Here is a 25,672-nt window from a genome sequence, read left to right on the forward strand (position 1 = left end):
CGATGGAACCCAAACTGTACCTACAAAAACGCGCGGACAATGCTTACCAACTGCATGTCGATCTTCCGCTTCGCAGAGGTTATGATTTTGCAGGTATTACGCATGTTTCTTTTACACCCGGAGAGGAAAACCGCAATATTTGTCGTGAGTTAAAAATTACGCTGGCGAGAATTCCCTATACCTCGCATGATGCGCCGCTGGAACTGGCCCTGCCGATCAGCATTCGCGAAAAGGCTGAAGGATGTGCTTTGCGGGTAGTAGTGGAAGTCATTCCCCTGGGAGAATCTGTACCGGATACGGTCATATTTGAAAAAATTGTTTGCCTGAAAGACATCGTAGAACTCCGCGAAAAAAGGCATAGCGAAACCGTCTCGTCCTGGCAATGGACCCGTGTCCGTTCGTTATGATGGTATTCCCAGCAGGCGGCTTAGTGCCCCTGCCTGCAATCTTGCCCGGATGCGCGCCTGTCTCCCCCCTTCCAGTACAATTTCTTCATTTCCTGAAAGTGTGCAGGTATAAGGTTGTCCTTTATATTCAAACAATATCACCACCTGCCGTTTTCCCTGACCATCTCTGACAAAAGAAACTTCTGCTTCGGGATACAGTTGCCTTACCTCCTGCCATAGTCTCAGCCATGCATAGGAGTCCAGCCACAGATACTGGTCATCGCCGGTCCTGATGGCTTGCTGTAACCCCCACAAACTTGTACAATTCGTCCCAAACGCCCGGATTCCCCGAAAGGAGAAATCGCAATGAACCAGCTCATTCAGGCGGTAAACGATATACTTTCGTTTGGGATATCGCCGGGGCCAGCCCACACCAGTTTTCTCAAGTTCCTGAGCCCAAACAATGATCCGGCTTTCCACATGGCCATAGGTAGTGATTTTTTTCTGCCGCTGGTCGTAAAAGGCAATGTAGTCAATATCTTCCGGCTGACCCCGCCATACTGAGTGAAAAAGGCCATTTTCAACAAAAAAATTCCGCCGTTTCTGGTAGTGTTTGTCGTCGGGCAAAAGTCCTATCAATACTTTTGTCCGGGCTTCTGTAATTACCCGCTGGTGGTCAGATCGTTCGTATTCTACCACTTGCTCATACAATACCTCTGGTGGTGTTTCAAACAGTTCATAGAGAAATTCACGCAAAAGGATATGCGACTGCGTTTTGCCGGGCGTAAGGGGAATAGCGCCAATATTGACTTCCTTCCGGCTGCGGAAAAACCTGTGTCTTCGAAAATCTTCTTCATTGCCCGGAAAAGGAAAGAGTATCACACCTCCCAGGCTTTTGTGAGCGGTAGTGCCGGTAAGCGAAAATTGTTTTTGGGAAAGAATGGCATCCCTGTATCTGTGAAGTTGTGCAATGCTTTCCGGCGGCGGGCCCGCGATTTCACCTGAAAGATCCAGTCTGTATTTGGCATCGAGAATATAGCGAAACCGTTGGCGATAACCGGCTTTCTCAAATTCGATCATATGGTCGGGAATCTGAGCAAATGTATGGGTTTCTGACTCGGTGAATGTGCGGTTGAACCAAAGGATGATTTTTTCGCCCGTATCTTTCCGCTCAAGATTTACCCTCGATGCTTTACCTTTTTTTAAAGTCAGAGAAAGTCCGTTGTGACTAACCTGTATCAAATCTTTGGTGTTCACCTCGTAACGCGAATCATCGCCAAGAAGCTGAATCATTTTCAGAAAACACCAATATTCATAAAGCGTAGAAATTTCCTTATAGTCGAGGCGAAAAACATCATCGTTGCTGATACTCAGCCCATTTTGCAACAACAAATACTTCTGATAAAAATCTTTGTAACCGGGAGCCATCGTCAGTACCAGTGAGTGGGGCGGTGGCTGGTCTGTAATTGAAACATTTGCCAGCGCAGGATGATTGAGCCGCGCCTTCAGCCTCCGCTGGTAATACCGGATCCGTTCAATTTCCGGCTGGATTTTTTTTGTGTCGCGGCAGTGATGTTTTCTCCTGGTTATCAGTTCTTCCAGTGCCTGGATGATCTTCCGGACTGCCTGAACCACAAACCGGTTTTCGGGCGTATCTGTGGTAATTGTTTTGCGGGTTTCGGGTAAATGCGTGGCAAAAAGATCGGAACCCGCAGCCATTCCTTTATCCTGTTCCCTGGTCAGGTATTGTGAATGTTTACCCAGCCATTTGTCTGCATTTTTGAGCGGTGCATTTTTTACCCGGTGTGCTGGTTGGGGGAGAATGGTGGTTTGTACCTTTGTATGGGGTGTTTTCAAAATCATATCTATCCCGCGCGCCATGCTTTCAAACAGTATTTCGAGCATGGCCATCCATTCGGGCAGACTTTTTTGCCTTTTTTCAGAAGGGCTGGTAAAGGCAAAAGTTTTTTTCAGATGATCAAAAGCCAGGTGATGAACCATAGAATGAATTTCTTCGATCATGGCTTCAAATTCGGCTTTGTAGGAAAGTTTGGAAGGAAAAACCTCTGTTTCGAGGAGAAAAACCTGCCTGTTGTCTCTGTCGCGAATTTCTATATCGGTAAACCCGACAGCGTCGGCGAGACTCAGGCTGCCAAACAATTTATGTGAATGGCCGGCAATCGAAGATTCCAATCCGGTATCCTGCCGGTTGAGAAATAGCTTATACGGAGGGTGAAACGGTGCCTGCGATGAGGGTTCGAAGAAAATATCGATCTGCTGCCATTCGAAAAATATGGGCTGCATCTGTAGCTCGGGAAGTGATACTTGCGGCGAAATGTTCAGTCCCCTGTAGAAAAAGCGAGCAGATTCAGTCTGCGCGGGTACGTTCAGTTTTCTCCCGGCACCATTTGCCCGAATCTGCAAAAAACCAATATCCGGAGACTGAAACTGAAGCATACAGTTAAATTGGGTAATCGTATGCATTTTACAAAATTCTTCCAGGCCTCAGTGGTTTATTCTTATGTCCCTGCGTTTTTACCCATTATCAGGCATCGGGAAGCGCGGAAAAAATGGGCGCTATGTCCTTGAAATCATCTCCGCTACCAGTCCTGTCCAACCGGTTTGGTGACTGGCGCCGATGCCACGGGAGTTGTCGCCATGGAAATATTCGTAAAATAATATCAGATCACGGAAATAGGGGTCGTCGCGAAAGAGAGGCGAACCACCGTTGACGGGGCGGTTTCCCTCATCATCAGGAAGAAAAATGGAAATCAGCCGCTTCGAAATGGCGTCTGCAACTTCGGTGAAAGAAAGCCGCTGGCCCGAACCCGTGGGGAATTCTACGCGGTAAGGATCTCCATAAAATTCTTCATACGTGCGCAAGGCTTCGATCAGCAGGTAGTTCATCGGAAACCACACGGGCCCCCGCCAGTTGGAATTGCCGCCAAAAAGATCGGTGGTAGATTCGCCTGGCTCATATCGGATGCTGTACTCTTTGCCTTTAAGCCAAAGTCTGTAAAGATGCCTTTCGTGAAATTTGGAGATCGAGCGAATACCCCCTGGTGCAAGAAACTCCTCCTCGTCGAGCATGGCTTCGAGCAATCTTTCCAGCCGCTGTTCGGCAACCATTGCCAGCAGGATGGTACCATCTTCCCTTTCTTCTACAGCCCCGTATTCTTTGCTCTCATTTCGGTAGGTGCGAAACCAGTTGAGGCGACTCATAAATTCGGGTACTTTTTCCTGAAGCGATTTGGGAATGATGGTCACCGCAAATAAAGCCGAAAGTCCTACGAGTGACCGCACTCTGATGCGCTCATAATGCCCGTCAGGAAATTGGAGGACATCGTAATAAAACCCGTCTTCTTCATCCCAAAGGCTGATACGGTCTTCCCCGAATGTATTGAGCGCTTCGGCGATATAGACAAAGTGTTCAAAAAATTTGGTGGCGACATCTTCATAAGTAGGATCGGTACAAGATATTTCAAGGGCAATCTGCATGAGATTGAGCGAATATAAACCCATCCAGCTTGTGCCATCGGCCTGCTCCAGTTGCCCGTTCTCTGGCAGGTCATTGCTTCTGTCAAAAATCCCGATATTGTCGAGCCCGAGAAATCCGCCTTCAAAAACATTATTGCCCTGAGAGTCCTTCCGGTTTACCCACCAGGTAAAGTTCAGGATCAGTTTCTGAAACACCCTTTTGAGGAAATCTACATCTCCTTTGCCAGTCATTTTTTTCTCAATCTCATACACCCTCAGAGCAGCCCAGGCGTGAACCGGAGGGTTTACATCGCTGAAATTCCACTCATAAGCCGGAATCTGGCCGCTGGGAGCCATATACCATTCGCGGAGAATGAGGATCAGCTGGTTTTTGGCAAATTCAGGGTCAATCATAGCCAACGGCACACAGTGAAACGCCAGATCCCAGGCAGCATACCAGGGGTATTCCCATTTGTCGGGCATGGAGAGAATGTCTTCATTGTTAAGGGTTTTCCATTGTCGGTTTCTTCCTGACTTCCGGGACGCTGGCGGTGGTGGCTGTCCGGGGTCGCCGTTGAGCCAGAGGGGAATATCAATATGGTAAAACTGTTTGGTCCAGAGCATTCCGGCAAAAGCCTGCCGCTGGATAAGGGAAAGCTGAGGGTCCTGGCCGGGGGTAATGAATGTTGCGTAAAACTGGTCTGCTTCAGCTTTGCGGGAATTGAAAATTTTGGTAAAATCGCTCGTCAGGGCCTGTTTTCCCGGTTGTGTTTCTGTCAGCCGTAAACGCACGGTGCGGCTTTCTCCGGGGGAAAGCGTCCATTCATATACGGGGGCACATTTGGTTCCGGAGGTTTTGTTTTTGAGAAACGCATCATCCTGATCTACCACCGCCCGGTGAAAAGCGTCTTTCACAAACGGGTGGGGATTGGGGGTACCAAATATTCTTTCCTGATTGGTTTCATTTTCTGTAAAAAGGAGTTTGTCGGGCGTTTCAAACAACAACCGGTATTCGCCCGGGGTTTTGGCTGAAGCCAGCACCTGCCCATAATCGCTTCCTCCCTGCTCAACCTTGATAACGGGTTTTGTTTTTCCCGGTTTGAAAGACCATCGGTTTCGAAACCAAAGTGTGGGAAGCAGCGTCACCGGGGCAGCCTCGGGCCCCCGGTTAGAAATGGTGATCTCGATGAGCATATCATTTTCGGCGGCTTTGGCATATTTCACCGCTACATCAAAATATCGGCTCTCATCAAAAATTCCGGTGTCGGTGATTTCATACTCTGGTTCCTCTTTTCCTCGCATGCTGTTGACTGCTACCAGTTGCTGATAGGGAAATTCCGCATGCGGATATTTGTACAGGAAGTGCATGTAAGCGTGACTGGGGGTGCTGTCGAGATAAAAGTACAGCTCCTTCACGTCTTCTCCATGATTTCCCTCAGGACCAGTAAGCCCAAATAGTCGCTCCTTTAAAATAGGGTCTTTGCCGTTCCAAAGTGCGATCGCAAAACACAGCCTCTGATATTTATCCGAGATTCCTCCCAGCCCGTCTTCTCCCCATCGATAGGCCCTCGAACGCGCATGGTCGTGAGGCAGATAATTCCATGCATCGCCATTGGCACTGTAATCCTCTCTGACAGTTCCCCATTGTCTTTCGCTCAGATACGGGCCCCAGTTGTGCCAGTCCCTTTTTCCCGATTTTAATTCTTCCAGGCGAATATGTTCTGAAAATTTGTTCATATAATATCTTAATCGCAATATCAGCAATTGGCCAATTTCTTACTTTTCTGTTATATATTTACCTTCCCGACGAATTATATGTATCGCCTTATTATCTGATATTAAATCCTATGTTTCCATCTCAGACCTATATCGCCCGCAGAAAACAACTGATGTCGCAATTTCGTTCCGGCCTGATCCTCCTGCTGGGAAATCAGGAAAGTGGTATGAATTACGCTGACAATACCTATCATTTCCGGCAGGACAGCAATTTTCTTTATTTTTGTGGGCTTGACTATGCAGGGCTTGCAGCAATAATCGATATTGATACCGGGAAAACCACGGTTTTTGGCGACGAGTTGAGTCTGGATATGATTGTCTGGACAGGGGCGCTTCCTACCATAAAGGAGATGAGCCACCAGGCTGGGATTGAAGATACCGCTCCTGAGGCTGCACTTGCAACTGTGCTTAATCAGGCAAAACAACAAAACCGGGAGATTCGTTTTCTGCCTCCTTACCGTCCGGAGAATGCCATTCGCCTGTCGCATTTGTTGGGTATAAACCCGTCAGATGCCGCAATACATGCTTCCCTGCCGCTGATTGAGGCGATTGTTGCGCAGCGGAGTATCAAGACCGGGGAGGAAATGGTGGAGATTGAAAAAGGCGTGGCGATTACCAATGAAATGCATCTTACGGCCATGCGTATCGCCCGTCCGGGAATGACAGAAGCGCAGGTTGCTGCGGCCGTTCATGCCGTCCCTTTACAATATGGAAGTCATTTGTCTTTCCCGATTATTTGCTCTGTTCACGGCGAAATTTTACACAACCATTATCATAAAAATACGCTTTCTTCCGGCAAATTGCTGCTTCTCGATGCTGGGGGAGAGTCGCTGATGCACTATGCCGGCGATATGACCCGTACCTTTCCGGTTGACAAAACTTTTACCCAAAAACAAAAGGATGTCTATGAGATCGTTTTGCAGGCGATGAACGATGCCATTGATGCTCTTCGCCCCGGAATTACCTACCGCGACGTTCATCTGTTATCTGCCCGTACCATTGTAAACGGGCTAAAAGCGCTGGGGCTCATGAAGGGCGATACAGAGGAAGCTGTAGCTGCCGGTGCACATGCATTGTTTTTTCCACATGGACTGGGCCATATGATGGGGCTTGATGTGCATGATATGGAAGATTTGGGCGAATTACATGTCGGATATGAAGCCGGTGAACAAAAAAGTACGCAGTTTGGACTAAAGAGCCTTCGGCTTGCCCGGGCGCTTCAACCGGGCTTTGTGCTGACGGTAGAACCAGGCATTTACTTTATTCCGGCACTTACCGACCGCTGGCAGGCAGAAGGGAAGTTTACGGAATACATCAACTATGCTGCGCTTGGAGATTACAGGGACTTTGGCGGAATTCGTATCGAAGACAACTATCTGATTACAGAAACAGGCGGAAAACTCATCGGTAATCAGGTGCCCAAAACCATCGCGGCGGTGGAAGAAATCAGACGTTCTTCATAAAAATTATTTTCCTCAAAAAAGCTTTTCAATTCCCAAATTATGACTACAGCACAAAAACTTACTGCACTGAGGGCCGCACTCCGGAGACATAATCTGTTTGCTTATATTATCCCCAATACCGATCCTCACCAAAGTGAATATATTGCCGAACACTGGCAAACGCTTGCCTGGTTTTCGGGGTTTACCGGTTCGGCAGGAAATATTGTCGTCACGCAAGATTTTGCAGGGCTTTGGACCGACTCCCGGTATTTTCTGCAGGGAGAAACCCAACTCGCCGGTACAGGAATCGAACTGATGAAGCTAAATGTGCCTCATACGCCTGAATACCTGGAGTGGATATGCAAACATGCGCCAGAGAATGCCAAAATCGGCGTAAACGGTCAGATGTTTTCCATTGCAGGTGTGCGGAATATGGAAAAATCGTTTAAAGAGAAGAAGATTAAAGTCGTGCAGGCTGGGGATCTTGCCGGAGAATTGTGGAAAGACCGTCCATCCGTTCCGGCCACCCCGGTGTATGTGCACGAGTTACAATTTGCCGGGAAATCACGGGAAGAGAAACTCGAAGCAGTAAGAACCGAGATGAAGGAGAACGGCGTTGATTACCATTTGATTACGTCACTTGATGATATCGCATGGTTGTACAATCTCCGGGGAAATGATGTTGCATATAATCCTGTGGGGATTTGTTATACGATTGTGGGTATGAAAAAGGCTTACATATTTATCAATGAAGATAAAATTCCGGAATCGCTGAAAAGCACCTTGCATGAGGCTGAGATTTTTACCTATCCCTATAATACGGTCGCAGAGTTTTTGTCCAATATTCCTGACGAAAGCACCTTGCTGTTTTCTCCGGACAAAACCAATTTGTGGCTGTATGAGAGCATTCCTCAAGGCGTAAAGAAGAAGGAAGGAATTCATATTACCACGCCTTTCAAATCAGTAAAAAATGAGACTGAGGTAAATCTGATCCGCAGCACGATGGCGAAAGACGGAGTGGCAATGGTCAGGTTTTTGAAATGGCTGGAAGAAAATGTCGGTCAGATTACGATCACAGAAGTGAGCGCAGCGACAAAGTTGCGGGAGTTTCGTGCGGAGCAGGAGTATTTTGCCGGAGAAAGTTTTGGTACAATTGCCGGTTATCAGGGGCATGGCGCCATTGTTCATTACTCTGCCACTGAAGCTACAGCTTACGAATTGAAGCCTGAAGGCATTTTCCTCCTTGATTCCGGTGGCCAATACCTTGATGGCACGACCGATATCACCCGTACGGTTGCGCTGGGAAAGCCGGATGCCAATCAGCAGCGGGACTTTACGCTTGTATTGAAGGGGCATATCGCTCTGGCAAGGGCTATTTTTCCGGAAGGAACCCGCGGATACCAGCTAGAAGGACTTGCCCGGCAATATTTATGGGCAAATGGAATGAATTACGGGCACGGCACAGGACATGGGGTCGGATTTTTCCTGAATGTTCATGAAGGCCCGCAATCGATCGGATCAGGAGCAACCTCCAGTAAAACCGCCATTTTGCAGCCCGGTATGCTCACCTCCAATGAGCCGGGGGTTTACCACAAAGACCAATACGGAATCCGCACAGAAAACCTCATATTGACAGTTCCACATAGCGAATCAGAAGATTTTGGGAAATTCCTCTGCTTCGAAACGGTTACCCTTTGCCCGATTGATCTCCGGCTGGTGGATGAAAACCTTCTTTCTGTGGAGGAAAAAGGCTGGCTGGACCAGTATCACCAAAAAGTGTATGACAAGATTTCTCCGCATTTGAGTGAGTCAGAAAAGGTGTGGTTGAAAGAAAAAACAATGCCTCTGGGCGTTAGTCAAACAGTGTAGGGGACGGCAAAAGGCTAAAAGATTTTCGGTGGTATGGCGTAATTCCATGTTGCGCGATCGATTGCCTGTGAAAAACGGTAGGGTATCCTTTACTTTTATCCCATCCATATTGGGGATATTCCTTGTGTAGTTGTTCCATTAACTCATCCCGGTATGTTTTGGCAAGAACAGAGGCCCCGGCGATATTGAGAAAACGGGCGTCTCCTTTTATCAGGCAGCTATGAGGAATGGAGGGATAGGGGCGGAAGCGATTACCGTCGATGGCGAGAAATTCAGGGCGAATCGACAGTCCTGAAATTGCAGCGTGCATGGCTTCATAGGTGGCGTTGAGGATGTTTACCTGGTCAATACGGGGTGCATCAATAACGCCGATAGCCCAGGCCAGGGCATTTTCGAGAATGACAGGGCGAAGATGTATTCGCTGAGCGTGCGAAAGTTTCTTTGAATCAGTGAGCAGAGGGTGCGTGAAGTCCACGGGAAGGATAAGGGCGGCAGCAACAACCGGGCCGGCCAGGCAACCCCTTCCGGCTTCGTCAACCCCCGCTTCAAGGGTATATGAGGAGTAGTTTACGGGTAGAGACATGGTAAATTATTTGGCCTCACAGGAGATTCTTACTATTTTTAACGACTAGTTTATATTCAAATATCATTAAAAATTATTTCCAAAACCTTTCACAAAACCAACTAAATTATGAAGAACACATTCCTGATCCAGGCAATCATTATGCTTTTTTGTCTGGGTGGTTTCAGCTCAGAAATCTGGGCGCAAAGTACCACTACACGGAGTAAAGCAGATTTTCAGGCTGCTCCATCTGTCAATCCTTCACTGAACAAATCACAGTCAAATTCTGCCTCCGACATCAAATATGCACAAAAGGCAGCAGTTGAAGCGAATAAGATGCAGGCACGCCTGGATAAGCTCACTACTCCTCCCAAAGATGAGGCGACGCTCAGGGCATTAAAAGCAGAAATGGATGCCAACCGTAGCAATGCCAATTATGACATGGCTCGCTCCTTCCAGCTTTTGAAAGGCTCACCTCTGATCATTTATCCATTTAAAACGTTTGATGCAGATTTTCCGCTGGTCATTCGCACCGGAGATAAAGATCAGGATGCGATCAACTACAATCTGGCAAAAGAAACATGGGCTGCCAGGAAAAATCAGGCCCGTATGAATCCTTCCAAAACCAGGAACTAACCTATCCACAACACTTTAAATCAACCACATTACGCGTTTAATTATGATACAAACATATACCTGCAACCGTGTTGTTGCTTATATTATCGGTTTGGGTCTGTTTCTGGCTTCCGCCGGAAATGTATTTGCCCAGCCAGCCAACGATAACCTGTGTAATGCAGTATCGCTGACCGTAGATGCTTCCTGTAATGGTGTTCCCAATGGGGACAACACTAATGCAACTTCACAGACCGGCGAACCGCTCGCTTCCTGTTATGTAGGTGGCCCAAACTCTGCTTGGTTTAGCTTTGTTGCGCCTGCTTCAGGTCTGGTAAATATTTCTACCGACTTCCTGATTGGTACCAATGACGATACCGAAATCGCATTGTACTCCCTCCCCGGCGGAGATTGTAACAGTCCTGCAACGCTGGTCGAGCTAGGATGTAGTCAGGATATTGACTTTTTTAACTATCTGTCCACGATCCCCACAACTCCGGTAACTCCGGGAACAACGTATTATGTTTCCGTATCAGGGTGGAATGGAACAGAAGGAACTTTCTGTATCGTTGTAAACTCTGTAGTTGCTCCTCCCAATGACTCGCTTTGTAATGCCATTGCGCTTACGGTAGGGGGTGGCTGTGCCGGTACACCAAATGGCGACAACAGTGGTGCGCAGGCAGAATCAGGGGAAACTGCAGCATCTTGCTTCGTAGGTGGAACCAACTCTGTATGGTATAGCTTTACAGGTCCGGCTTCGGGGTTTGTGACCATTTCTACTGACTTCCTGGTTGGTACCAATGGCGACACCGAAATCGCCCTTTATGAGCTTCCCGGTGGCAACTGCGCCAACCCTTCTTCGCTGGTAGAACTGGCCTGTGACCAGGATGGTGGTAACATCGTAAACTTCAATTCGATCATCGCAAGTGCACCCGTAACTACAGGAAATACCTATTATGTATCTGTTTCCGGCTGGAATGGTACAGAGGGTTCTTTTTGTATTGAAGTGACGGAATCTGTGCCTCCTGCAAATGACGATCTCTGTAATGCTGTGCAGCTTACGCCCGGTGCAGGTTGTGGGGGAACTACCAATGGCTCCACTCAGGATGCAACCCTCGAAGCCAATGAAAGCTCCGCTTCTTGTTCCAATGACAACAATACCGTATGGTACTGGTTTGTCGCACCTCCTTCAGGATTTGTAAATGTAAGCACTGATACAACAGGGGTAGGTGGTACAAATCCGAATACCAATATGGGCATATTTGCACTTCCCGGCAACAATTGTGCTGACCTGACCGCTTTATTTGAAATAGATTGTGCTGTAAGCTTTGGTCTTACCGGTTCGAGTCTGGATACTATTCCTGTTAACCCTGGTGATACAATCTATGTACAGGTGTCAGGTGGTTCCGGTACTTTCTGTGTGGCCGTTGAAGAAGTCGTGCCTTCCCTTCTTCCACCAGCAAATGACAGCCTTTGTAATGCAATTCCGCTGGTAGTAGATGGTGGTTGTAATCCACTGGCTCCTAATGGCGACAATACTCTTGCAACTGCTCAGGTAGGAGAGCCCGCAGGTAGCTGTTTTGCCGGCGGTGCAAATTCTGTTTGGTTTAGCTTCGTAGGCCCTGCTTCGGGTTATGTAACGGTCACTACGGATATTCTGATTGATACCCTCAACTTTATTCCCAACTTTGATACGGAAGTTGCAATCTACGAGCTTCCCGGTGGTAACTGTAACAGCCCTGCCACGCTGTTGGAGATTGATTGTGATCAGGATGGCGGTCAGTTGATCGACTTCAACTCCATCATTGCCAATGTGGCAGTAACCCCAGGTACAACTTATTACGTCCAGGTATCCGGCTGGAACGGAGAAGAAGGAGCTTTCTGTATTGAAGTGAATTCAAGTACCGGTATTGTCAATGACGATGCATGTAATGCTATTCTGCTGCCGGTAGATGGCACATTTACAACCGGAACGACCATTGGTGCTACCGTGCAGGCTGGTGAAAGTGTGATCGAACAGCCCGCCGTAGGTGGCGCAGGTAACGATGGCTGGAACGAGCCGGTGGTGGATGCTTCTGTATGGTACAAATTTGTCGCTCCTGCTTCCGGATCTGTTGAGGTAGACATGTGTGGCAATGGTCTTGCAGGTACCACTTATGACTCACAGGTTGCCGTTTACGGAACTACCGATTGTAATGATTTTAATACCTATGTATTCTATGGTGGAAACGACGACCTCATCGGCTGTCCGTCCATATTTGCTTCTTTCCTCACGGTTAGCTGTCTGACTCCCGGCGATACCTTCTATATTATTGTAGATGGTTGGGATGGCGACGAAGGTAACTTTGGAATCAGCATCACGGAAGTCACCGTAGATCCGCTGTCTGCTACCGGCATTACCCTTGATCCTACCTGTCCTGGTGACAACAATGGCGCGATTAGTGTATTGGCAAATGGCGGAGGTGGATTTTACGAATATGTCTGGAATACAGGCGCAACTACCAGTCTGGTAAGCGGCCTTGCAGCCGGTACTTATACTGTGGCAGTTTCTGACCTTTGCGACAGTATTTTCACCCAGTCTTTCACAATCGGTGGTGGTAGCGCTGCTTTGACTGCGGACGCAGGTCTTGATACAGCTATCTGTAACGGTACAAGTATTGTGTTAGGTGCTTCCAACCCTGGTTTGGGTGGCCTTCCACGTCTGGGCGAAGCTGCTTTTGGTGCAGATCTGGGCAATCAGGTATTGGTAAGACATAAACTGAATGATCCAGCCAACCAGACACCGGTAGGTACCAGCCTTACAGGTGCATTGTTTGCCGGCGATCTTGCTTTTGGTATCTTCTTTACTATCAATAATACCCTTCAGACGCTGGTTGCGGTTGATACTGCTACAGGCGTAGGTACTGTGATTGGGGCTTGTGTGCCTTCCGCCGGTCATACCTGGACAGGATTGGCGTTTGATCCTACTTCCAATATTATGTATGCATCCAGTACTGATGGCGGCACAGGAACCTTCTACACGGTTGACCTGGGAACAGGTGCTGCAACTTCTGTCGGTACTATGGACGTTGGCTTACCCATCTGGCTTGCCATTGACAACAATGGTAACTGCTATACCATGGATATTGGAACAGATATGCTTTACTCTGTTGACAAAGCTACCGGTCTTACTACGGAAATCGGCCCTACAGGCTTCAATGCCAACTTCGCACAGGATGCCGACTTTGATCCTGAAACCAACGAACTGTATGCGGTTGCATGGGGAACCGGCTTTGGCCCTGAATTGCGGAGATTTGATGTGAATTCCGGACTTTCGATTCTGGTAGGCCCGATTTCAAATACTTCAGTAATCGCTTTTGCTATTGCCGAAGATACTGAAGTTCCTTACACCTACTCATGGAGCCCTGCTTTGGGTATCGTAAATCCGTTTGTTGCTAATCCTGCAGCGACACCGCCTGCTACGACTTCTTATATTTTGAGCGTAATTGACGAGTGTTTCTCGATTGCTACTGATACGATTACGGTGACGGTTGCTCCAGCTCTTAGTATAGCACCAACATCTACGCCTGACAACAGCTCAGGAAATGGTACAGCTTCCGCAAATGCTTCCGGTGGTACACCTCCGTACTCCTTTGTATGGAGCAATGGCGCTACTACAGATGTGATCACAGGTCTTGACTCCGGCGTTTATGTAGTTACGGTTACCGACGCTATTGGCTGTACAGGTACTGACTCCATCGAAGTAGGTTCCAATGTGGGCATCGATCAGTTGCTGACTGCAGGTATCAACCAGATGAATGTATATCCAAACCCATCAGAAGGTTTGTTTAATCTGGAAATTGAACTTGCCAAGTCTGACGACCTGAAAATCTCTGTTTATGACATGAAAGGTCAGCAGGTGTTTGGGGTTTCTCATAACCGTGCGATCAGATTCGAAGAGCAGATCGACCTGAGCAAACTGTCATCCGGCGTGTATATGCTGAATGTCACTACCTCACTCGGTACTGCATACAAACGAATCACACTCCGCTAGGTGATGTGAATTCAAATAAAAAGCGGCTGTACCTATGGGTGCAGCCGCTTTTGTTTTATAGTTGTTGTGGTAAAAATACTAATCGATATCCGCCGAATCGGACCATTCTGCTACTTCCGCTCCTTCGTTGATCAGGATCTGATCCAATGTTTCTTTATCAATATCTGTTGAATCTTCCTTTTCCAGGGCTTTTAACTCCAGCACCAGCAGGCCTGCATCCGGAACAGATTGGGGGGAAAGCAAAACTTTCCATTCACCACCGTCTTTAATCATGCTGAGTTTCTCTTCGCCATACCCTTCGATATTATAACTAACCTCTGCACTTTTTCCGGATTCTTTTACATCTCTGATAAGATGGACAATTTTGACCGGGGGCTGATCTGCATATTCAAAAGCCATATCCTCCAGCTCTTCGAATAAATCCTTACTATCTTCTGACACGTATTTTGCAGCTTCCGAAAAATCACCCTGCAGGCGTGCTTCCAGGTATTTGTGTGCAATACCCCGGGCTGTCGTATCCGGATCAGAACAACCGTACTGACACAGTAAAATCACTCCTGTAAGTGTGAGTAAAGGCAAAATGAAAGGACGCATGATTTTGGAATTAAGCATGAGCATTACAAAAGCAAAATAAATTCCTCTAAAATATTGATTCCTTGGACTTTAAAAAACTTTTTTCGCAATTTTCTTCAAAAGTAAGAATATTTATCTAAGGGAAGGTACGGATTGTCCATCCGTACCATTGATAAAGCATATGCTAAAACTTCAGTGCCAGACTTGCCAGATAATGAGTGCCGGCCTGGGGGTAATAATAATTTTCTGTATAGGTATCCGCCCCATATTTGTAACTGTAGGTGTACCCGTTGGGTTCATACTGTTCGTTCAACAGGTTGTTGACCAGCAGGCCAATGCGTATTTCTTTTGCCCACGATGGGTATAGTGTCCAGCTGAAACGAAGATCATTGACAAAAAATGCGTCCAGTGCACGGTCGTCATTAGAGGTGTTGTCCAGATATTGTTTACCTACATATTTGGACAACCAGCTGATCTCCAGTTCTTTCCATATCTTGTAGGTAAGTGTTCCTCCTGCAATTATGGATGGAGAAAAGGAAATATCTGTATTCTGGTAGTTAATAATTTCTACTTCAAATGGATCATAATTGTAGAGATATTCATCGTATGACTTGATTTTATTACGGCTTAAGGTCAGATTTGCCGCGAGATTCAGTCTGGGGAACAGGCGGGCACTTACCACCATTTCAATACCTGTACGATAGCTGTCGGCAACATTTTGTCTGACAGATGCACCTACGTCGTTTAATTCGCCGTTGAGAACCAACTGATTGGTGTAGTCCATCAGGAAGTAATTGGCATGAAAGGAGAAGTGGTCGCGTTTGATGCGGTAGCCTGCTTCCAGATTTCTGAGCGTCTCCGGCAGAGGGGTTCTTCCCTGTGGTGCATCAATAAAATCGCCTCTTACGGGTTCTCGGTTTCCAATGCTGAATGAAGCGTACAGATTACTTCTTTCTCCCAGTTGCCAGGTAATCCCCGCTTTCGGGTTAAAGAATGTATAGTTCACAGATCCCTGAATCTGTCTGCCATCATTGTCTTTTCCTGACCCTGTAAGTGTGCTGTCGCCCCATGAGTAATCGATTTGCCTAACCTGTAAATCTGCATAAGCGGTAAGGGATGAGGTAATATCAAGGGTCGCTTTTGCATAGCTATTGAAGTCATTTTTTAAGCTGCGGCTGTCATAATAACGGTCTCTGATTGCGAGATCTCCAGAATATTGCGCCCAGATAATTTCTCCAAAATGGTAGCCATCATACTGGTTCCAGCTTCCGCCGGCGGATAGGTGAATATTTCCTTTTGGAGAATAATTTCCCGACCAGGTAAACCCGTAAAATCTATTGTCCAGCCATCGCCTGCGTATCAGATCTGTGGTGGTAATGGTATCTGAGTGGTTGATCAGGAAAATATCGTTAAATCCGTAATCAGACAGGGATTCATCTTTTCTGTATTGCTCATAATATCCATTTCCTCCGGTATAGTGCAGCGAAAGATTGAGGTTCAGGTTGCGAACCGGCTCTATTGAATAGTGCAGTTGGTAATGATTTTGTAAGTAGTTGTCGGTTTCATTGTCGTAGGTATAATAATTGGATCGCCGGAGTTGTGGATCGTCCAGATAACTTTCTGGGATCCCCCACCAGGCTTGATATGTTTGTTCTTTTCCTGAAAAAATATTCAGTTTAAGCAGGCTCTTTTTTCCATAATAACTGCCTGATACATAGTACGCTTTGAGGTCACTGGATCCGCGGTCAATCCAGCCGTCTGAGGTAATACTGGAAAGACGAGCGTCAAGTGAAAACCGGTCATTGATAAGGCCCGTACCCGCACTAAGTGTATTTTTTAAGGTGTTGAAAGAGCCAAAAGAGTTGGCGATTTCGGTATAAGGTTCATAGGAAAGCGCATTGGTCTGGATATTAATGCTGGCGCCAAATGCTGCGGCTCCGTTGGTGGAGGTTCCCACACCGCGTTGCACCTGAATATTTTCAACCGAAGATGCAAAATCCGGCAAATCCACCCAGAATACCCCATGTGCCTCTGCATCATTGAGGGGGATGCCGTTGATCGTAACATTGGTGCGAGTAGGATCACTCCCCCTGATACGGATCCCAGTATAGCCAATTCCGGCGCCGGCATCTGAGTTTACCACGGTAGAAGGCAATTGATTGAGCAGAAAAGGCAAATCCTGGCCGTAGTTTTGTTTTTGAATTTCGGCCTTATCAAGCATCGAGTAGGTGGTTGCGGTTTTTTCCGAAGCGCGTATTGCCGTAATGCGAACTTCATCTGTTACGGAGATTGTCCGTATCATTCTGAATTCCATATTCAACGCTTGTTTTCCGACTGTAATGGATTGCACCGAAGTGAGAAATTCGGGGGCACTGACCCGAAGGGTATAAGTGCCGGGCATGATGCCCGACAACCGGAACGCGCCAGCCTGGTTGACCGTGCTGAGTTTTCCTAGTTCGACAATGGCAACTTCTGCATGAAGGATTGGTTCCCCCGATGATTTTTGAGTAACAGTACCTGTAATGTCCACCTGTGACCACAGGGTCAGGGGAACAATCCACAGCAACAACTGTAGAGCTAAATGTCTCATTTTGAGTAAATTAATTAACGGTCACACATATGCGGTAAGGGGATAACCGCGAAAAAAAAGTTGTAACCCACAACTCCCTGCGCCTGCATTATCAGGATCAGGTTCTAAGGGTATAATCTCAGCCCCAAAAGAGGAGCACCCCTGTTTCACAACAAAGGTAAATGAATTTTAGGGATTACTTCAAAATATATTTTTCAGGATCAGAACCGGGGCACCGTAAGGCAATCCGCTGCAAAATTTTGTAATTAAAAATATACCATGTGTAAACTATTTATCGTTAAGTGATTATCCGAAGGGCGCATAGTTTTCTTCCTGATTACCCGCTAGTAATTTTTTTTGTATGATGTTACTGACTGAAATCAGACAGCAACTGGTAAGGCAGGCTGTGATCATGCGAATGCGTCCTGATCAGGCCGATCATTCGGAGTTCAGTTCATGGTTTGGAAAAGTGACCTGTGCACTCCCTTCAGAAGATTGGCCTACAGCCAATGGTAAACCCATGTTTGCCCTTTGCCAGATAGATCTTACGGAACTGACTTTCCGGCCTCATTTGCTGGAAGATATGGAAATGATCACGGTATTTGTTGCCGCTGGTATTGGCACCAGTTACTTGTATCCCAATGGTTCAAACTGGCTTTTGCGAGCTTATTCACGAAAAGAAGAATTAATTCCGCTGCCCCTTGTTTCTACCGGGGCGTTAGTGCCGGTGGTACCACTGGTTCCGGAGCCAGTAAGAGACGATTTTCCCTGCTGGGAAGATGTCAATATTGATCTTCCAACGGCTATTGCCGAACATTACTACGACCATTTTTCAACGTTTGATGGTATCAAGCTGGGCGGATGGCCAAGTCTGGTGCAGGCGCGCATCAACTGGCAAAATAACCGGAAATTTGCCGCTGCCAGACCGGAATTTGTTTTTCAGATTGATTCACCTCATTCTGAAAACGTGCTTTGGGGAAATAATGGGGTAGGATATATCGGCCGGGGGACTCGCCAGGGCCACGAGCAGGAGTGGTTTCTCGAATGGCAAAGTATATGATTAAATTCAACAATTCGAGCCTTTTCAGGTTATAAGAATGTGTTGTAACTTTGTCTTATGCTATTTAATCAAAACAAAGAAATTACCGAAAAAAAGGTGCTGGCCGCACTGAGTTACGTAGACGATCCGGACCTCAAAAAGGATCTCGTAACTTTAGGTATGGTCAGGGATATCCGCATAGACGGAAAAAAAGTAAGCTTTTCTGTTGTGCTCACCACTCCTGCCTGCCCGATGAAAGAGGCGATCCGAAGTGCATGTGTCAATGCGATTCACCTGATGATAGATAAAGAGGCCGAAGTGGAAGTAAATATGACGGCACAGGTCACTTCGACACAAAACAATCAGGTATTACCCAACGTCAAAAATATCATTGCGATTTCCTCCGGAAAGGGTGGGGTCGGAAAATCAACCGTTGCTGCAAATCTGGCAGTCGCACTTGCCAATACCGGCGCAAAAGTCGGATTGATCGATGCTGATATTTATGGGCCCAGCATCCCGATTATGTTTGGTTTCGAACTGGATCGTCCGATGATGGAAACCGTCGGCGACCGCGATTTGCTGATTCCTTTCGAAAAATACGGAGTAAAACTGATGTCTATTGGTGTGTTGGTGAGGGCTGACCAGGCCATTGTGTGGCGCGGACCGATGGCTTCAAAGGCTTTGCGTCAGCTTATTTTTGATACAAACTGGGGGGAGATCGATTACCTGCTGGTGGACTTGCCCCCGGGTACGGGCGATATTCACCTGACACTGGTACAGGCGCTTCCCGTGACGGGCGCAATCGTCGTTACGACTCCTCAAAGAGTGGCTGTATCAGATGCGCGCAAGGGCGCGGAGATGTTTCGCAATCCTCAGATCAATGTGCCACTGTTAGGGATTGTGGAGAATATGGCCTATTTCACACCGGAAGATGCGCCGGATAAAAAATATTATATCTTCGGACAATCAGGCGGAGAAGATCTTGCCGAAGCACTGAATATACCCCTGCTCGGAGAAATTCCTCTCATGGAAGGTGTTGCCGAAAACAGCGACAGTGGGCATCCTGCGGCTGTGTATGAAGAGAGTGTGCTGGGAAAAGCCTTTCATGAACTGGCAAAATCACTTGCACAGCAAGTGGCGATACGCAATGCGGGTATGGGGCCGACCGCAAAGGTAGAAGTAGGATTAAATCCCTGATTTTGTTTTATTTGCAGTATGGATGAACAACTAAAGTCGCGTATTGAACTTGCCATTGATTCGGTAAGAAGTTATCTCCAGTCAGATGGAGGCGATGTACGTATTCACCGAATCAGTGAAGATGGTGTTGTCGAGCTGGAATTGCTCGGTAGCTGTGAGTCATGCAGCATGAGTGTAATGACAATGAAAGCAGGGCTGGAGCAGGTGATTTTGAGAGCTGCTCCGGAAGTTACCCGCGTGATTGCGATTAATCAGTCGAATTGAGGAATAGCCGTTTTCGTACTATTTTTCCGTTTTTTTCTCCTCTTTTACCAGAGCCAGTATTCTGTCGTACAGCTCTTCTTCATCGCCGGGTGCATAGGATGTGTGTTGATACACAACTTCTCCTTTACCATTGAGAAGGAAGGTATGCGGAATATTGACCACATTCATTGCCCGCTTCAGGTCGCTGTTTTTATCTAAAATCACTTCATAATCCCAACCACGGCCATAAACGATAGACCTTACGCCCAAACTGGTTCTGGCATCATCTACGGATACCGCAATTACTTTTACCCCGGTTTCTTCCTGCCAGTCGTCGTAAACCTCCTGAATGGTTGACAATTCCTTGATACATGGTTTGCACCAGGTTGCCCAAAAGGAAATAACAATCGGATTGCCATTATTGGAAATCTTGTTCGTATTCATGGCTTCCCCTAAAAGCGTTTCCACATCTACAGACGGAAGCGTCGCATTATTTTGCGCATGGATCATTCCAACCGAAACAAGAAAGCTAAAGAAAAGGATTGATATTTTTTTCATAGTCAGGATTTACGATAGTTTAGGACAAATGTTATTCCTCTTTATGACGGTGAATAAGACCGAAAGTAACTAATACTCAGTTTATTTTGCAAATGGATATTGTTGTAGGGACTTTGTCCTGTTGATTGTATCATCATCAAACAGCAATTGAAGTTTGGCTCAAGCTGATAAATTTGTACCTTTACAGGTCAAAGATTGTACTAAAACAGGTTATTTTTTATAAAAACGATGAAAAAACTAATACTTTTCACTCTTGCACTGATGTTTGGTTCTTCATGGGTTCATGCACAGTCGCTGATTTTTTTGAGTGCTCCCGCTACGGATTCTGTTATTCCGGTGGATCTCATCCCTAATCAGGGTACAGCTGAAGAAGGTGAATTTAAGATTTATTTCAAGCTGATCAATACCACGGGCGATACATTGTCTGTGCAGGCAGACCGTTTGCTCAACAACATGACTCCCGGTCACGGCAGTTTTTTTTGCTGGGATCTTTGTTATGATTCTACCGGCATGAGTAGCCAGTCTCCGATTGATATTATGCCCAACGACACCACGCATTTTGGTCAATATTTGATTTTCCGCCCAAATGGTAAGCCTGGTATCAGTGAAGTTGTTATGCGGTTTACCAACACAGCCAATGGTGAAGATTTTGCGGAAGCTACCTATAAATTTAATGTAGGCGGAGTAGCCGGTATTGAAGATCTGATCGATCCGCGCAAAGCTTTGGGACTCCCGTATCCAAACCCGGCGAATGCACAGATTTCTGTACCGTACGAACTTCCGCAAGGCGTGAAGAAGGCAGAAATTTCCATATACAACCTCATTGGTCAGAAGGTGAAAACCGCAAGCCTTGTCGGTTTTTCAGGTCTGGCAAATCTTACAACCGACCAGCTCAAACCAGGGGTTTATTTTATGTACCTGAAAGTCGATAACCGGGATATTACATCCAGAAAAATCGTGATCTCCCGTTAACAGACCTTCAACCATGAATACTCCCCAGCCGGAAACCTGGTCGGTTAGCGAAGTTACAGCTTATATCAAACACCTCCTCGAAGATGACCCCGCATTGCACGGGGTCAATGTCTCCGGGGAGGCTTCTAATATTACCTACCATCGGTCAGGCCATGTATATTTTAGCGTGAAAGACAAAGACGCACAGTTGAACTGCGTCATGTTTCGCGCGAATGCCATACAGTCGGTGCGGATTCAGGAAGGCGATCAGATTGTGGTTACAGGCGAATTGACCGTCTATGCCCCAAGGGGCAACTACCAGATGGTGGTAAGGGCTGTAAAAAAAGCGGGCCTGGGTGATCTTTTTCAAAAGTTTGTCGAACTGAAAGAGCGACTACAGAAAGAAGGATTATTCGATGTTTCCCGGAAAAAACCCATTCCTTTTTTTCCCGAAACCATTGCCGTCATTACAAGTCCGACCGGTGCGGCCATCAAAGATATCCTGCAGACCCTGGAGAGGCGTTACAACCGGCTGAAGGTGATTGTGATCCCGACTACAGTGCAGGGAGAGCAGGGGGCCCGATCTATTATAAAGAGCCTTCAGCGGGCACAGACAACCGGCGCGGATGTGATTATCCTCGCCAGGGGCGGCGGGTCAATCGAAGATCTTTGGAATTTTAATGAAGAGTCGGTGGCCCGTGCGGTAGCGGCTTCTTCCATCCCTGTCATTTCCGGGGTTGGGCATGAGAGCGATATTACGATCGTAGATTTTGTGGCTGATGTACGAGCTTCAACTCCTACAGCGGCAGCGGAGCGGGCGGTACCGGAGAAGGCAGCCGTATTGGCGACCCTCGATGAATATGAACGACAGATTCGCCACAGCCTTCGGTATTTTATTGACTTTAAAAGGCAGGTACTCGACGATTATGGCAATCGGTTGGAGCAGGCAATCCGCCAGACTGTACGCAACAAACGCCATGAACTGGATCTCCTTCAGGCTACTTTGCGTGGACTGGATGTCACAGACCTTTTGCAAAAAGGTTATACCCTTACGCTTAAAGACGGCGAAATCCAGAAGGATAGTAGCAACATCCAGCCGGGAGACCGAATAGAGACAGTCTTTGCCAAAGGGCGGGTCCAGTCAGAGGTTGTGAAAGAGTAAATGGTTACACCTATACATTATGGAAGAAAAATTTTCGCTGGAAGAAAAACTTGCCGAGATCAGAGCATTGGTAGAAAAAATGCAAAAAGGTATCTCAGACTTCGACAAACAGGTCGAATTGTTTCAGAAAGGCAATCGCCTGATAGAATCATGCAGAGCGTATCTCGATACCGCCGAAATAGAGATTGAAAAACTCATGGAGGAATCCTGAGGTTATTTGGGTAATTCCAGTTTAACCAGTAGATTTGTTCACGACGAAAAGAATAAAGATTTATGAACATCAAGGGAACGCTTTACAAAAAGTATGACGCCGTTCAGGTATCAGATCGCTTTAAAAAAAGAGAGTTTGTTCTGGAGTACAAGGACAATCCGCTTTATCCGCAGTATATCTCTTTCCAACTGACGCAGGATCGCTGCGATTTGATGGAATCATACCGGGAGGGAGATGCACTCGACGTGGAGTTTAATATCAGAGGCAGAGAGTGGACCAGCCCACAAGGCGAAGTGAAGTATTTTACTACGCTTGAAGCCTGGCGTCTCAGCCCGGTACAGGCTACAACTCAGAGCGGCGGTTTTGAACCTACGCCTACACCGCCCCCTGACGCGCTGAATGTAAGTGATCTTCAAGATGAAGACGATCTTCCATTCTAAAAAACTAACATTTTGCCGGTAAACCTTAGTAGGGTAAGGTAAGCGCCTGTTTATAGCACAGTTTTGAAGCATGCAACCTCTCAAAACGTCGAAAATGGCTATATTATGGGATTATCTGAAATTCTATTACCTTGGCTTTGTGAAAAAATATTCCAGTTACATCGAAAATTTTTTTCTGGATAACAATCTTCTTATATTTCTAACATAGTTTTTATTCTGATAGTTGAATGATTTAGATAAGATAGTTTGACTTTTGAATTGAATTTCCAAACTTTATCTATGTCAAAAACTATTTAAACCGAATATATGGATATGGCCAATTATAAAAGTGTAATGCTTGTTGACGATAACGAGATCGACAACATTATTAACGAGAAAATTATTGAGGCTAACAGCTTCGCAGATAATATCCTTGTATTCCAGACTGGTCAGGATGCCCTGGATTATCTTGCTGCTAATCAGGACAATGAAGCTGAACTCCCGGAAATCGTATTCCTGGATATTAATATGCCGATCATGGATGGATTCCAGTTCCTGGAAGATTTTGAGAAGTTTTCCGAAAAGGTTCTGGAAAAATGTAAAATCATCATGTTATCTTCATCGATCAGCCCTAAAGACATTGACCGGGCCGCCAGTAGCCGTTTTGTGAAAAAATATCTCAACAAGCCGCTCAATTCCCGGTACCTGGAGGCTATTACCATTTAGGCTGTTTCCTCTTAAGAAATACAAAAACCAACACAAAAGATCATTCTTTCTTCTGGAGAGAATGGTCTTTTTTTTGCCCAAACCTGAAATAAAAAAAAGCAGAAGTGATGAACTCCTGCTTTCTGAAATTTGAATACTATCCGTTTGCTACATTGATAGTGATGTTGATTCTTCCCGCATAAAAATCGCCTCAAGATCAAGATCTTCCAGCAATGCGTATCTGCCGACATTCATTTCATTCCATTTCTCTATATTCATCTGCAGATTTTTGTTACGGGTACGAGGTTTTCCGCCCAAAGCCACACTCAGTATTTTGAGCAATACCTTTGCGTGTTCGTATTTGTTCATGGTATTTTTCCGCAACTGCCGCTGAAGACTGAGTATCAGCTGATTGGCCAGATCAAAATCTTCCATTTTTACATAACATACAGCGAGGAAAAATTTGACCTCAAGGTCTGTGTGAATATGTTTACGCAGGTTCACATCATTGCGGAGATTGTAAAGCAGCCGCGACGCTTTTTTATAGTTTTTGTCAGCAAAATGAGCATGAGCCATAAACATATTGAAGTTTACAAAGAATGTAATCCGGTATGGCTCAATTTCAATCTGAGAAATATAATCCTCGACATCCTTGATCATCTGGCTGATCGTGTTGGTGCGGATATGATAACGCAACTTCTGATAAAGGAATAGCGAAGTATTGGCGTTGAAGTGATAACGGGTCAGCAATTCCTCAATTTTATAGTCCAGAATTTCAAAGTAAATTTTGGACTTGTCTCTGATCTGGTTTGCGTCGTAGTAAGTAAAACGCAGGAAGTTGAAAAGAATGTTGATATTGAGGTAAAAAGCATCATCCTTGTATTCGCCGAGAATCTCAAAAGCTTTTTCAAACATTTTGTCGATATCCTCTACTTCACAGCGAATCGACTCAGGGATTTCGATAAATAACTTGGCGAAAATATGGATGACCGTTTTGAAAATGTACAGCCGGTGAGACTCATAGAGATTATTGAGGTTGTCAATTTTCTCCATTACCCGGATCATTTCAATATGGTCTTTGTCTTTGCGGTTCAGGAAAAATGAATCGTATGCACGGAAGAACTGAACAACCAGGTCGAGGGCTTTGTCCATCGCAACGGCATAAGCCACCTGTTGATTGTATCTGCTTTTATAGTAAAGATGGTTTTCATCAAAGGCATGCAGGTTTTGCAACTCCTTGTAAACAATCATCAGGCCATAAGGAAAGTCAAACTTCACGAGTTCCTTCTCCAGTTTGCGCAGTGCTGCTACCGAAATTTCCCGGGGATTGTTAAACACAAGGTCATTGACGGCCAGAACCCGTCGCATTACGTGAAGGTTGGGATCTCCTACACGGTTGAGCAAAAAAGCCTCAACCTTTTGGTTGAGCCGGGACTTCAGCACATAAAATGCTGAAGGTGTAATGTCAAAAGAGTCCAGAAATTCCTTGTCAGGTGTTTCTGGGTTTTCACGGATGATTTTCAGGAATGCTGCGCTCTTATCTGCTTTATTGGCAGTAAAAGTTGAGTAGATTTCCTCGAATTCTTCATCGGTAAGCTGGCTGATGATTTTGTATAGATCCATAATTAAAGTTTTGGGGTCGTTGATGATAAATACCAATCAGATACTCAATAGCAGGACACAGCATTGGAATCAGGAGCAAAATCAGGGGTCGTAATTGTCAATAAAGAAGACAATGCATAACGCTTTCAATTACAATCTACAAAGGTTTTTGAAAAAAACTACACGTTTTTTACACTTTGTATTCAAAACTCATTTTTGGAAGACTCATTTTCATTTTTGAAATGGCCATTTTCGATTTTTGTTATGTCATTTTTCAAATTTGGCG

At 46.1% G+C, this 25,672-nt stretch carries 20 protein-coding genes and 1 riboswitch; of the genes, 13 read left to right on the forward strand and 7 right to left on the reverse strand.

Annotation, left to right across the window (positions count from 1 at the left end):
- The first annotated feature begins 2 nt into the window (after positions 1-2).
- Complete coding sequence (locus R3D00_21610) at positions 3-407, forward strand: hypothetical protein (protein MEZ4775792.1); 405 nt, start codon at positions 3-5, stop codon at positions 405-407.
- Here R3D00_21610 and R3D00_21615 read toward each other — a convergent pair.
- Both R3D00_21615 and R3D00_21620 read right to left on the reverse strand, forming a co-directional pair.
- A complete protein-coding gene (locus R3D00_21615; GenBank protein MEZ4775793.1) occupies positions 402-2,870 on the reverse strand; it encodes a DUF2357 domain-containing protein in 2,469 nt (822 codons plus the stop codon). The genes R3D00_21610 and R3D00_21615 overlap by 6 nt on opposite strands.
- 93 nt (positions 2,871-2,963) lie before the next feature.
- Entirely contained in the window at positions 2,964-5,600 is a 2,637-nt protein-coding gene (locus R3D00_21620) for a glucosidase (protein MEZ4775794.1), read from the reverse strand.
- 110 nt (positions 5,601-5,710) lie between these two features.
- On the opposite strand from R3D00_21620, the gene R3D00_21625 reads away from it, so the two are divergent.
- Positions 5,711-7,102, forward strand: a complete 1,392-nt coding sequence (locus R3D00_21625) for an aminopeptidase P family protein (GenBank protein MEZ4775795.1) — start codon at positions 5,711-5,713, stop codon at positions 7,100-7,102.
- A gap of 39 nt (positions 7,103-7,141) precedes the next feature.
- Complete coding sequence (locus tag R3D00_21630; protein MEZ4775796.1) at positions 7,142-8,950, forward strand: aminopeptidase P family protein; 1,809 nt, start codon at positions 7,142-7,144, stop codon at positions 8,948-8,950.
- Here R3D00_21630 and R3D00_21635 read toward each other — a convergent pair.
- Positions 8,934-9,533 (reverse strand): ribonuclease HII, encoded by a 600-nt coding sequence (locus R3D00_21635; GenBank protein MEZ4775797.1) that lies wholly within the window; start codon positions 9,531-9,533, stop codon positions 8,934-8,936. The genes R3D00_21630 and R3D00_21635 overlap by 17 nt on opposite strands.
- A gap of 108 nt (positions 9,534-9,641) precedes the next feature.
- On the opposite strand from R3D00_21635, the gene R3D00_21640 reads away from it, so the two are divergent.
- A complete protein-coding gene (locus R3D00_21640; GenBank protein ID MEZ4775798.1) occupies positions 9,642-10,148 on the forward strand; it encodes a hypothetical protein in 507 nt (168 codons plus the stop codon).
- Positions 10,149-10,191: 43 nt separating this feature from the next.
- On the forward strand, positions 10,192-14,157 hold the full coding sequence (locus R3D00_21645) for a T9SS type A sorting domain-containing protein (protein MEZ4775799.1): 3,966 nt from the start codon (positions 10,192-10,194) through the stop codon (positions 14,155-14,157).
- A gap of 78 nt (positions 14,158-14,235) precedes the next feature.
- Here R3D00_21645 and R3D00_21650 read toward each other — a convergent pair whose 3' ends face one another.
- Together R3D00_21650 and R3D00_21655 are read right to left on the reverse strand one after the other, a co-directional pair.
- On the reverse strand, positions 14,236-14,751 hold the full coding sequence (locus R3D00_21650; GenBank protein MEZ4775800.1) for a hypothetical protein: 516 nt from the start codon (positions 14,749-14,751) through the stop codon (positions 14,236-14,238).
- Positions 14,752-14,914: 163 nt separating this feature from the next.
- Positions 14,915-17,320, reverse strand: a complete 2,406-nt coding sequence (locus tag R3D00_21655; GenBank protein MEZ4775801.1) for a TonB-dependent receptor — start codon at positions 17,318-17,320, stop codon at positions 14,915-14,917.
- 57 nt (positions 17,321-17,377) lie between these two features.
- Positions 17,378-17,473, reverse strand: a riboswitch (TPP riboswitch).
- A 187-nt stretch (positions 17,474-17,660) separates the two neighbouring features.
- On the opposite strand from R3D00_21655, the gene R3D00_21660 reads away from it, so the two are divergent.
- The 3 genes from R3D00_21660 to R3D00_21670 are packed head-to-tail and all read left to right on the forward strand — an operon-like array spanning position 17,661 to position 19,799.
- Entirely contained in the window at positions 17,661-18,359 is a 699-nt protein-coding gene (locus tag R3D00_21660; protein MEZ4775802.1) for a DUF1963 domain-containing protein, read from the forward strand.
- 57 nt (positions 18,360-18,416) lie between these two features.
- Positions 18,417-19,535, forward strand: a complete 1,119-nt coding sequence (locus R3D00_21665) for an Mrp/NBP35 family ATP-binding protein (GenBank protein ID MEZ4775803.1) — start codon at positions 18,417-18,419, stop codon at positions 19,533-19,535.
- Positions 19,536-19,553: 18 nt separating this feature from the next.
- Positions 19,554-19,799, forward strand: a complete 246-nt coding sequence (locus tag R3D00_21670) for a NifU family protein (GenBank protein ID MEZ4775804.1) — start codon at positions 19,554-19,556, stop codon at positions 19,797-19,799.
- Positions 19,800-19,817: 18 nt separating this feature from the next.
- Here the strand turns inward: R3D00_21670 and R3D00_21675 are convergent, their stop codons facing one another.
- Positions 19,818-20,336, reverse strand: coding sequence for a TlpA disulfide reductase family protein (locus tag R3D00_21675; GenBank protein MEZ4775805.1), 519 nt, complete (start codon positions 20,334-20,336; stop codon positions 19,818-19,820).
- Positions 20,337-20,564: 228 nt separating this feature from the next.
- Here R3D00_21675 and R3D00_21680 point away from each other — a divergent pair, with 228 nt between their 5' ends.
- From R3D00_21680 to R3D00_21700, 5 genes are all read left to right on the forward strand, one after another.
- Positions 20,565-21,308: a T9SS type A sorting domain-containing protein gene (locus R3D00_21680; GenBank protein MEZ4775806.1), complete on the forward strand. Its 744-nt coding sequence runs from the start codon at positions 20,565-20,567 to the stop codon at positions 21,306-21,308.
- 13 nt (positions 21,309-21,321) lie between these two features.
- Positions 21,322-22,449, forward strand: coding sequence for an exodeoxyribonuclease VII large subunit (gene xseA / locus R3D00_21685; GenBank protein MEZ4775807.1), 1,128 nt, complete (start codon positions 21,322-21,324; stop codon positions 22,447-22,449).
- Between the two features lie 19 nt (positions 22,450-22,468).
- Positions 22,469-22,660 carry an exodeoxyribonuclease VII small subunit gene (gene xseB / locus R3D00_21690; GenBank protein ID MEZ4775808.1) on the forward strand — a complete coding sequence of 64 codons (192 nt, stop codon included), beginning with the start codon at positions 22,469-22,471 and terminating at the stop codon, positions 22,658-22,660.
- Between the two features lie 62 nt (positions 22,661-22,722).
- Complete coding sequence (locus tag R3D00_21695) at positions 22,723-23,100, forward strand: DUF3127 domain-containing protein (protein ID MEZ4775809.1); 378 nt, start codon at positions 22,723-22,725, stop codon at positions 23,098-23,100.
- 312 nt (positions 23,101-23,412) lie between these two features.
- Positions 23,413-23,805, forward strand: a complete 393-nt coding sequence (locus R3D00_21700) for a response regulator (GenBank protein ID MEZ4775810.1) — start codon at positions 23,413-23,415, stop codon at positions 23,803-23,805.
- 147 nt (positions 23,806-23,952) lie between these two features.
- Here the strand turns inward: R3D00_21700 and R3D00_21705 are convergent, their stop codons facing one another.
- The gene (locus R3D00_21705; GenBank protein ID MEZ4775811.1) at positions 23,953-25,407 is read right to left on the reverse strand and encodes a hypothetical protein; all 1,455 of its coding nucleotides are present in this window, start codon (positions 25,405-25,407) and stop codon (positions 23,953-23,955) included.
- Positions 25,408-25,672 lie beyond the last annotated feature (265 nt).

This window comes from Bacteroidia bacterium (assembly GCA_041391665.1).
In the GTDB taxonomy this organism is placed as follows: Bacteria; Bacteroidota; Bacteroidia; order J057; family J057; genus JAGQVA01.

Bases quoted from the DNA above. Each gene is read 5' to 3' on its own strand.
- R3D00_21645 (MEZ4775799.1), top strand. From the start codon at position 10,192: ATGATACAAACATATACCTGCAACCGTGTTGTTGCTTATATTATCGGT.
- R3D00_21620 (MEZ4775794.1), bottom strand. From the start codon at position 5,600: ATGAACAAATTTTCAGAACATATTCGCCTGGAAGAATTAAAATCGGGA.
- R3D00_21615 (MEZ4775793.1), bottom strand. From the start codon at position 2,870: ATGCATACGATTACCCAATTTAACTGTATGCTTCAGTTTCAGTCTCCG.
- xseB (MEZ4775808.1), top strand. From the start codon at position 22,469: ATGGAAGAAAAATTTTCGCTGGAAGAAAAACTTGCCGAGATCAGAGCA.
- R3D00_21625 (MEZ4775795.1), top strand. From the start codon at position 5,711: ATGTTTCCATCTCAGACCTATATCGCCCGCAGAAAACAACTGATGTCG.
- R3D00_21610 (MEZ4775792.1), top strand. From the start codon at position 3: ATGGAACCCAAACTGTACCTACAAAAACGCGCGGACAATGCTTACCAA.
- R3D00_21630 (MEZ4775796.1), top strand. From the start codon at position 7,142: ATGACTACAGCACAAAAACTTACTGCACTGAGGGCCGCACTCCGGAGA.
- R3D00_21640 (MEZ4775798.1), top strand. From the start codon at position 9,642: ATGAAGAACACATTCCTGATCCAGGCAATCATTATGCTTTTTTGTCTG.
- R3D00_21635 (MEZ4775797.1), bottom strand. From the start codon at position 9,533: ATGTCTCTACCCGTAAACTACTCCTCATATACCCTTGAAGCGGGGGTT.
- R3D00_21700 (MEZ4775810.1), top strand. From the start codon at position 23,413: ATGGCCAATTATAAAAGTGTAATGCTTGTTGACGATAACGAGATCGAC.
- R3D00_21660 (MEZ4775802.1), top strand. From the start codon at position 17,661: ATGATGTTACTGACTGAAATCAGACAGCAACTGGTAAGGCAGGCTGTG.
- R3D00_21680 (MEZ4775806.1), top strand. From the start codon at position 20,565: ATGAAAAAACTAATACTTTTCACTCTTGCACTGATGTTTGGTTCTTCA.
- R3D00_21665 (MEZ4775803.1), top strand. From the start codon at position 18,417: ATGCTATTTAATCAAAACAAAGAAATTACCGAAAAAAAGGTGCTGGCC.
- R3D00_21650 (MEZ4775800.1), bottom strand. From the start codon at position 14,751: ATGCGTCCTTTCATTTTGCCTTTACTCACACTTACAGGAGTGATTTTA.
- R3D00_21695 (MEZ4775809.1), top strand. From the start codon at position 22,723: ATGAACATCAAGGGAACGCTTTACAAAAAGTATGACGCCGTTCAGGTA.
- R3D00_21675 (MEZ4775805.1), bottom strand. From the start codon at position 20,336: ATGAAAAAAATATCAATCCTTTTCTTTAGCTTTCTTGTTTCGGTTGGA.
- R3D00_21670 (MEZ4775804.1), top strand. From the start codon at position 19,554: ATGGATGAACAACTAAAGTCGCGTATTGAACTTGCCATTGATTCGGTA.
- R3D00_21705 (MEZ4775811.1), bottom strand. From the start codon at position 25,407: ATGGATCTATACAAAATCATCAGCCAGCTTACCGATGAAGAATTCGAG.
- xseA (MEZ4775807.1), top strand. From the start codon at position 21,322: ATGAATACTCCCCAGCCGGAAACCTGGTCGGTTAGCGAAGTTACAGCT.
- R3D00_21655 (MEZ4775801.1), bottom strand. From the start codon at position 17,320: ATGAGACATTTAGCTCTACAGTTGTTGCTGTGGATTGTTCCCCTGACC.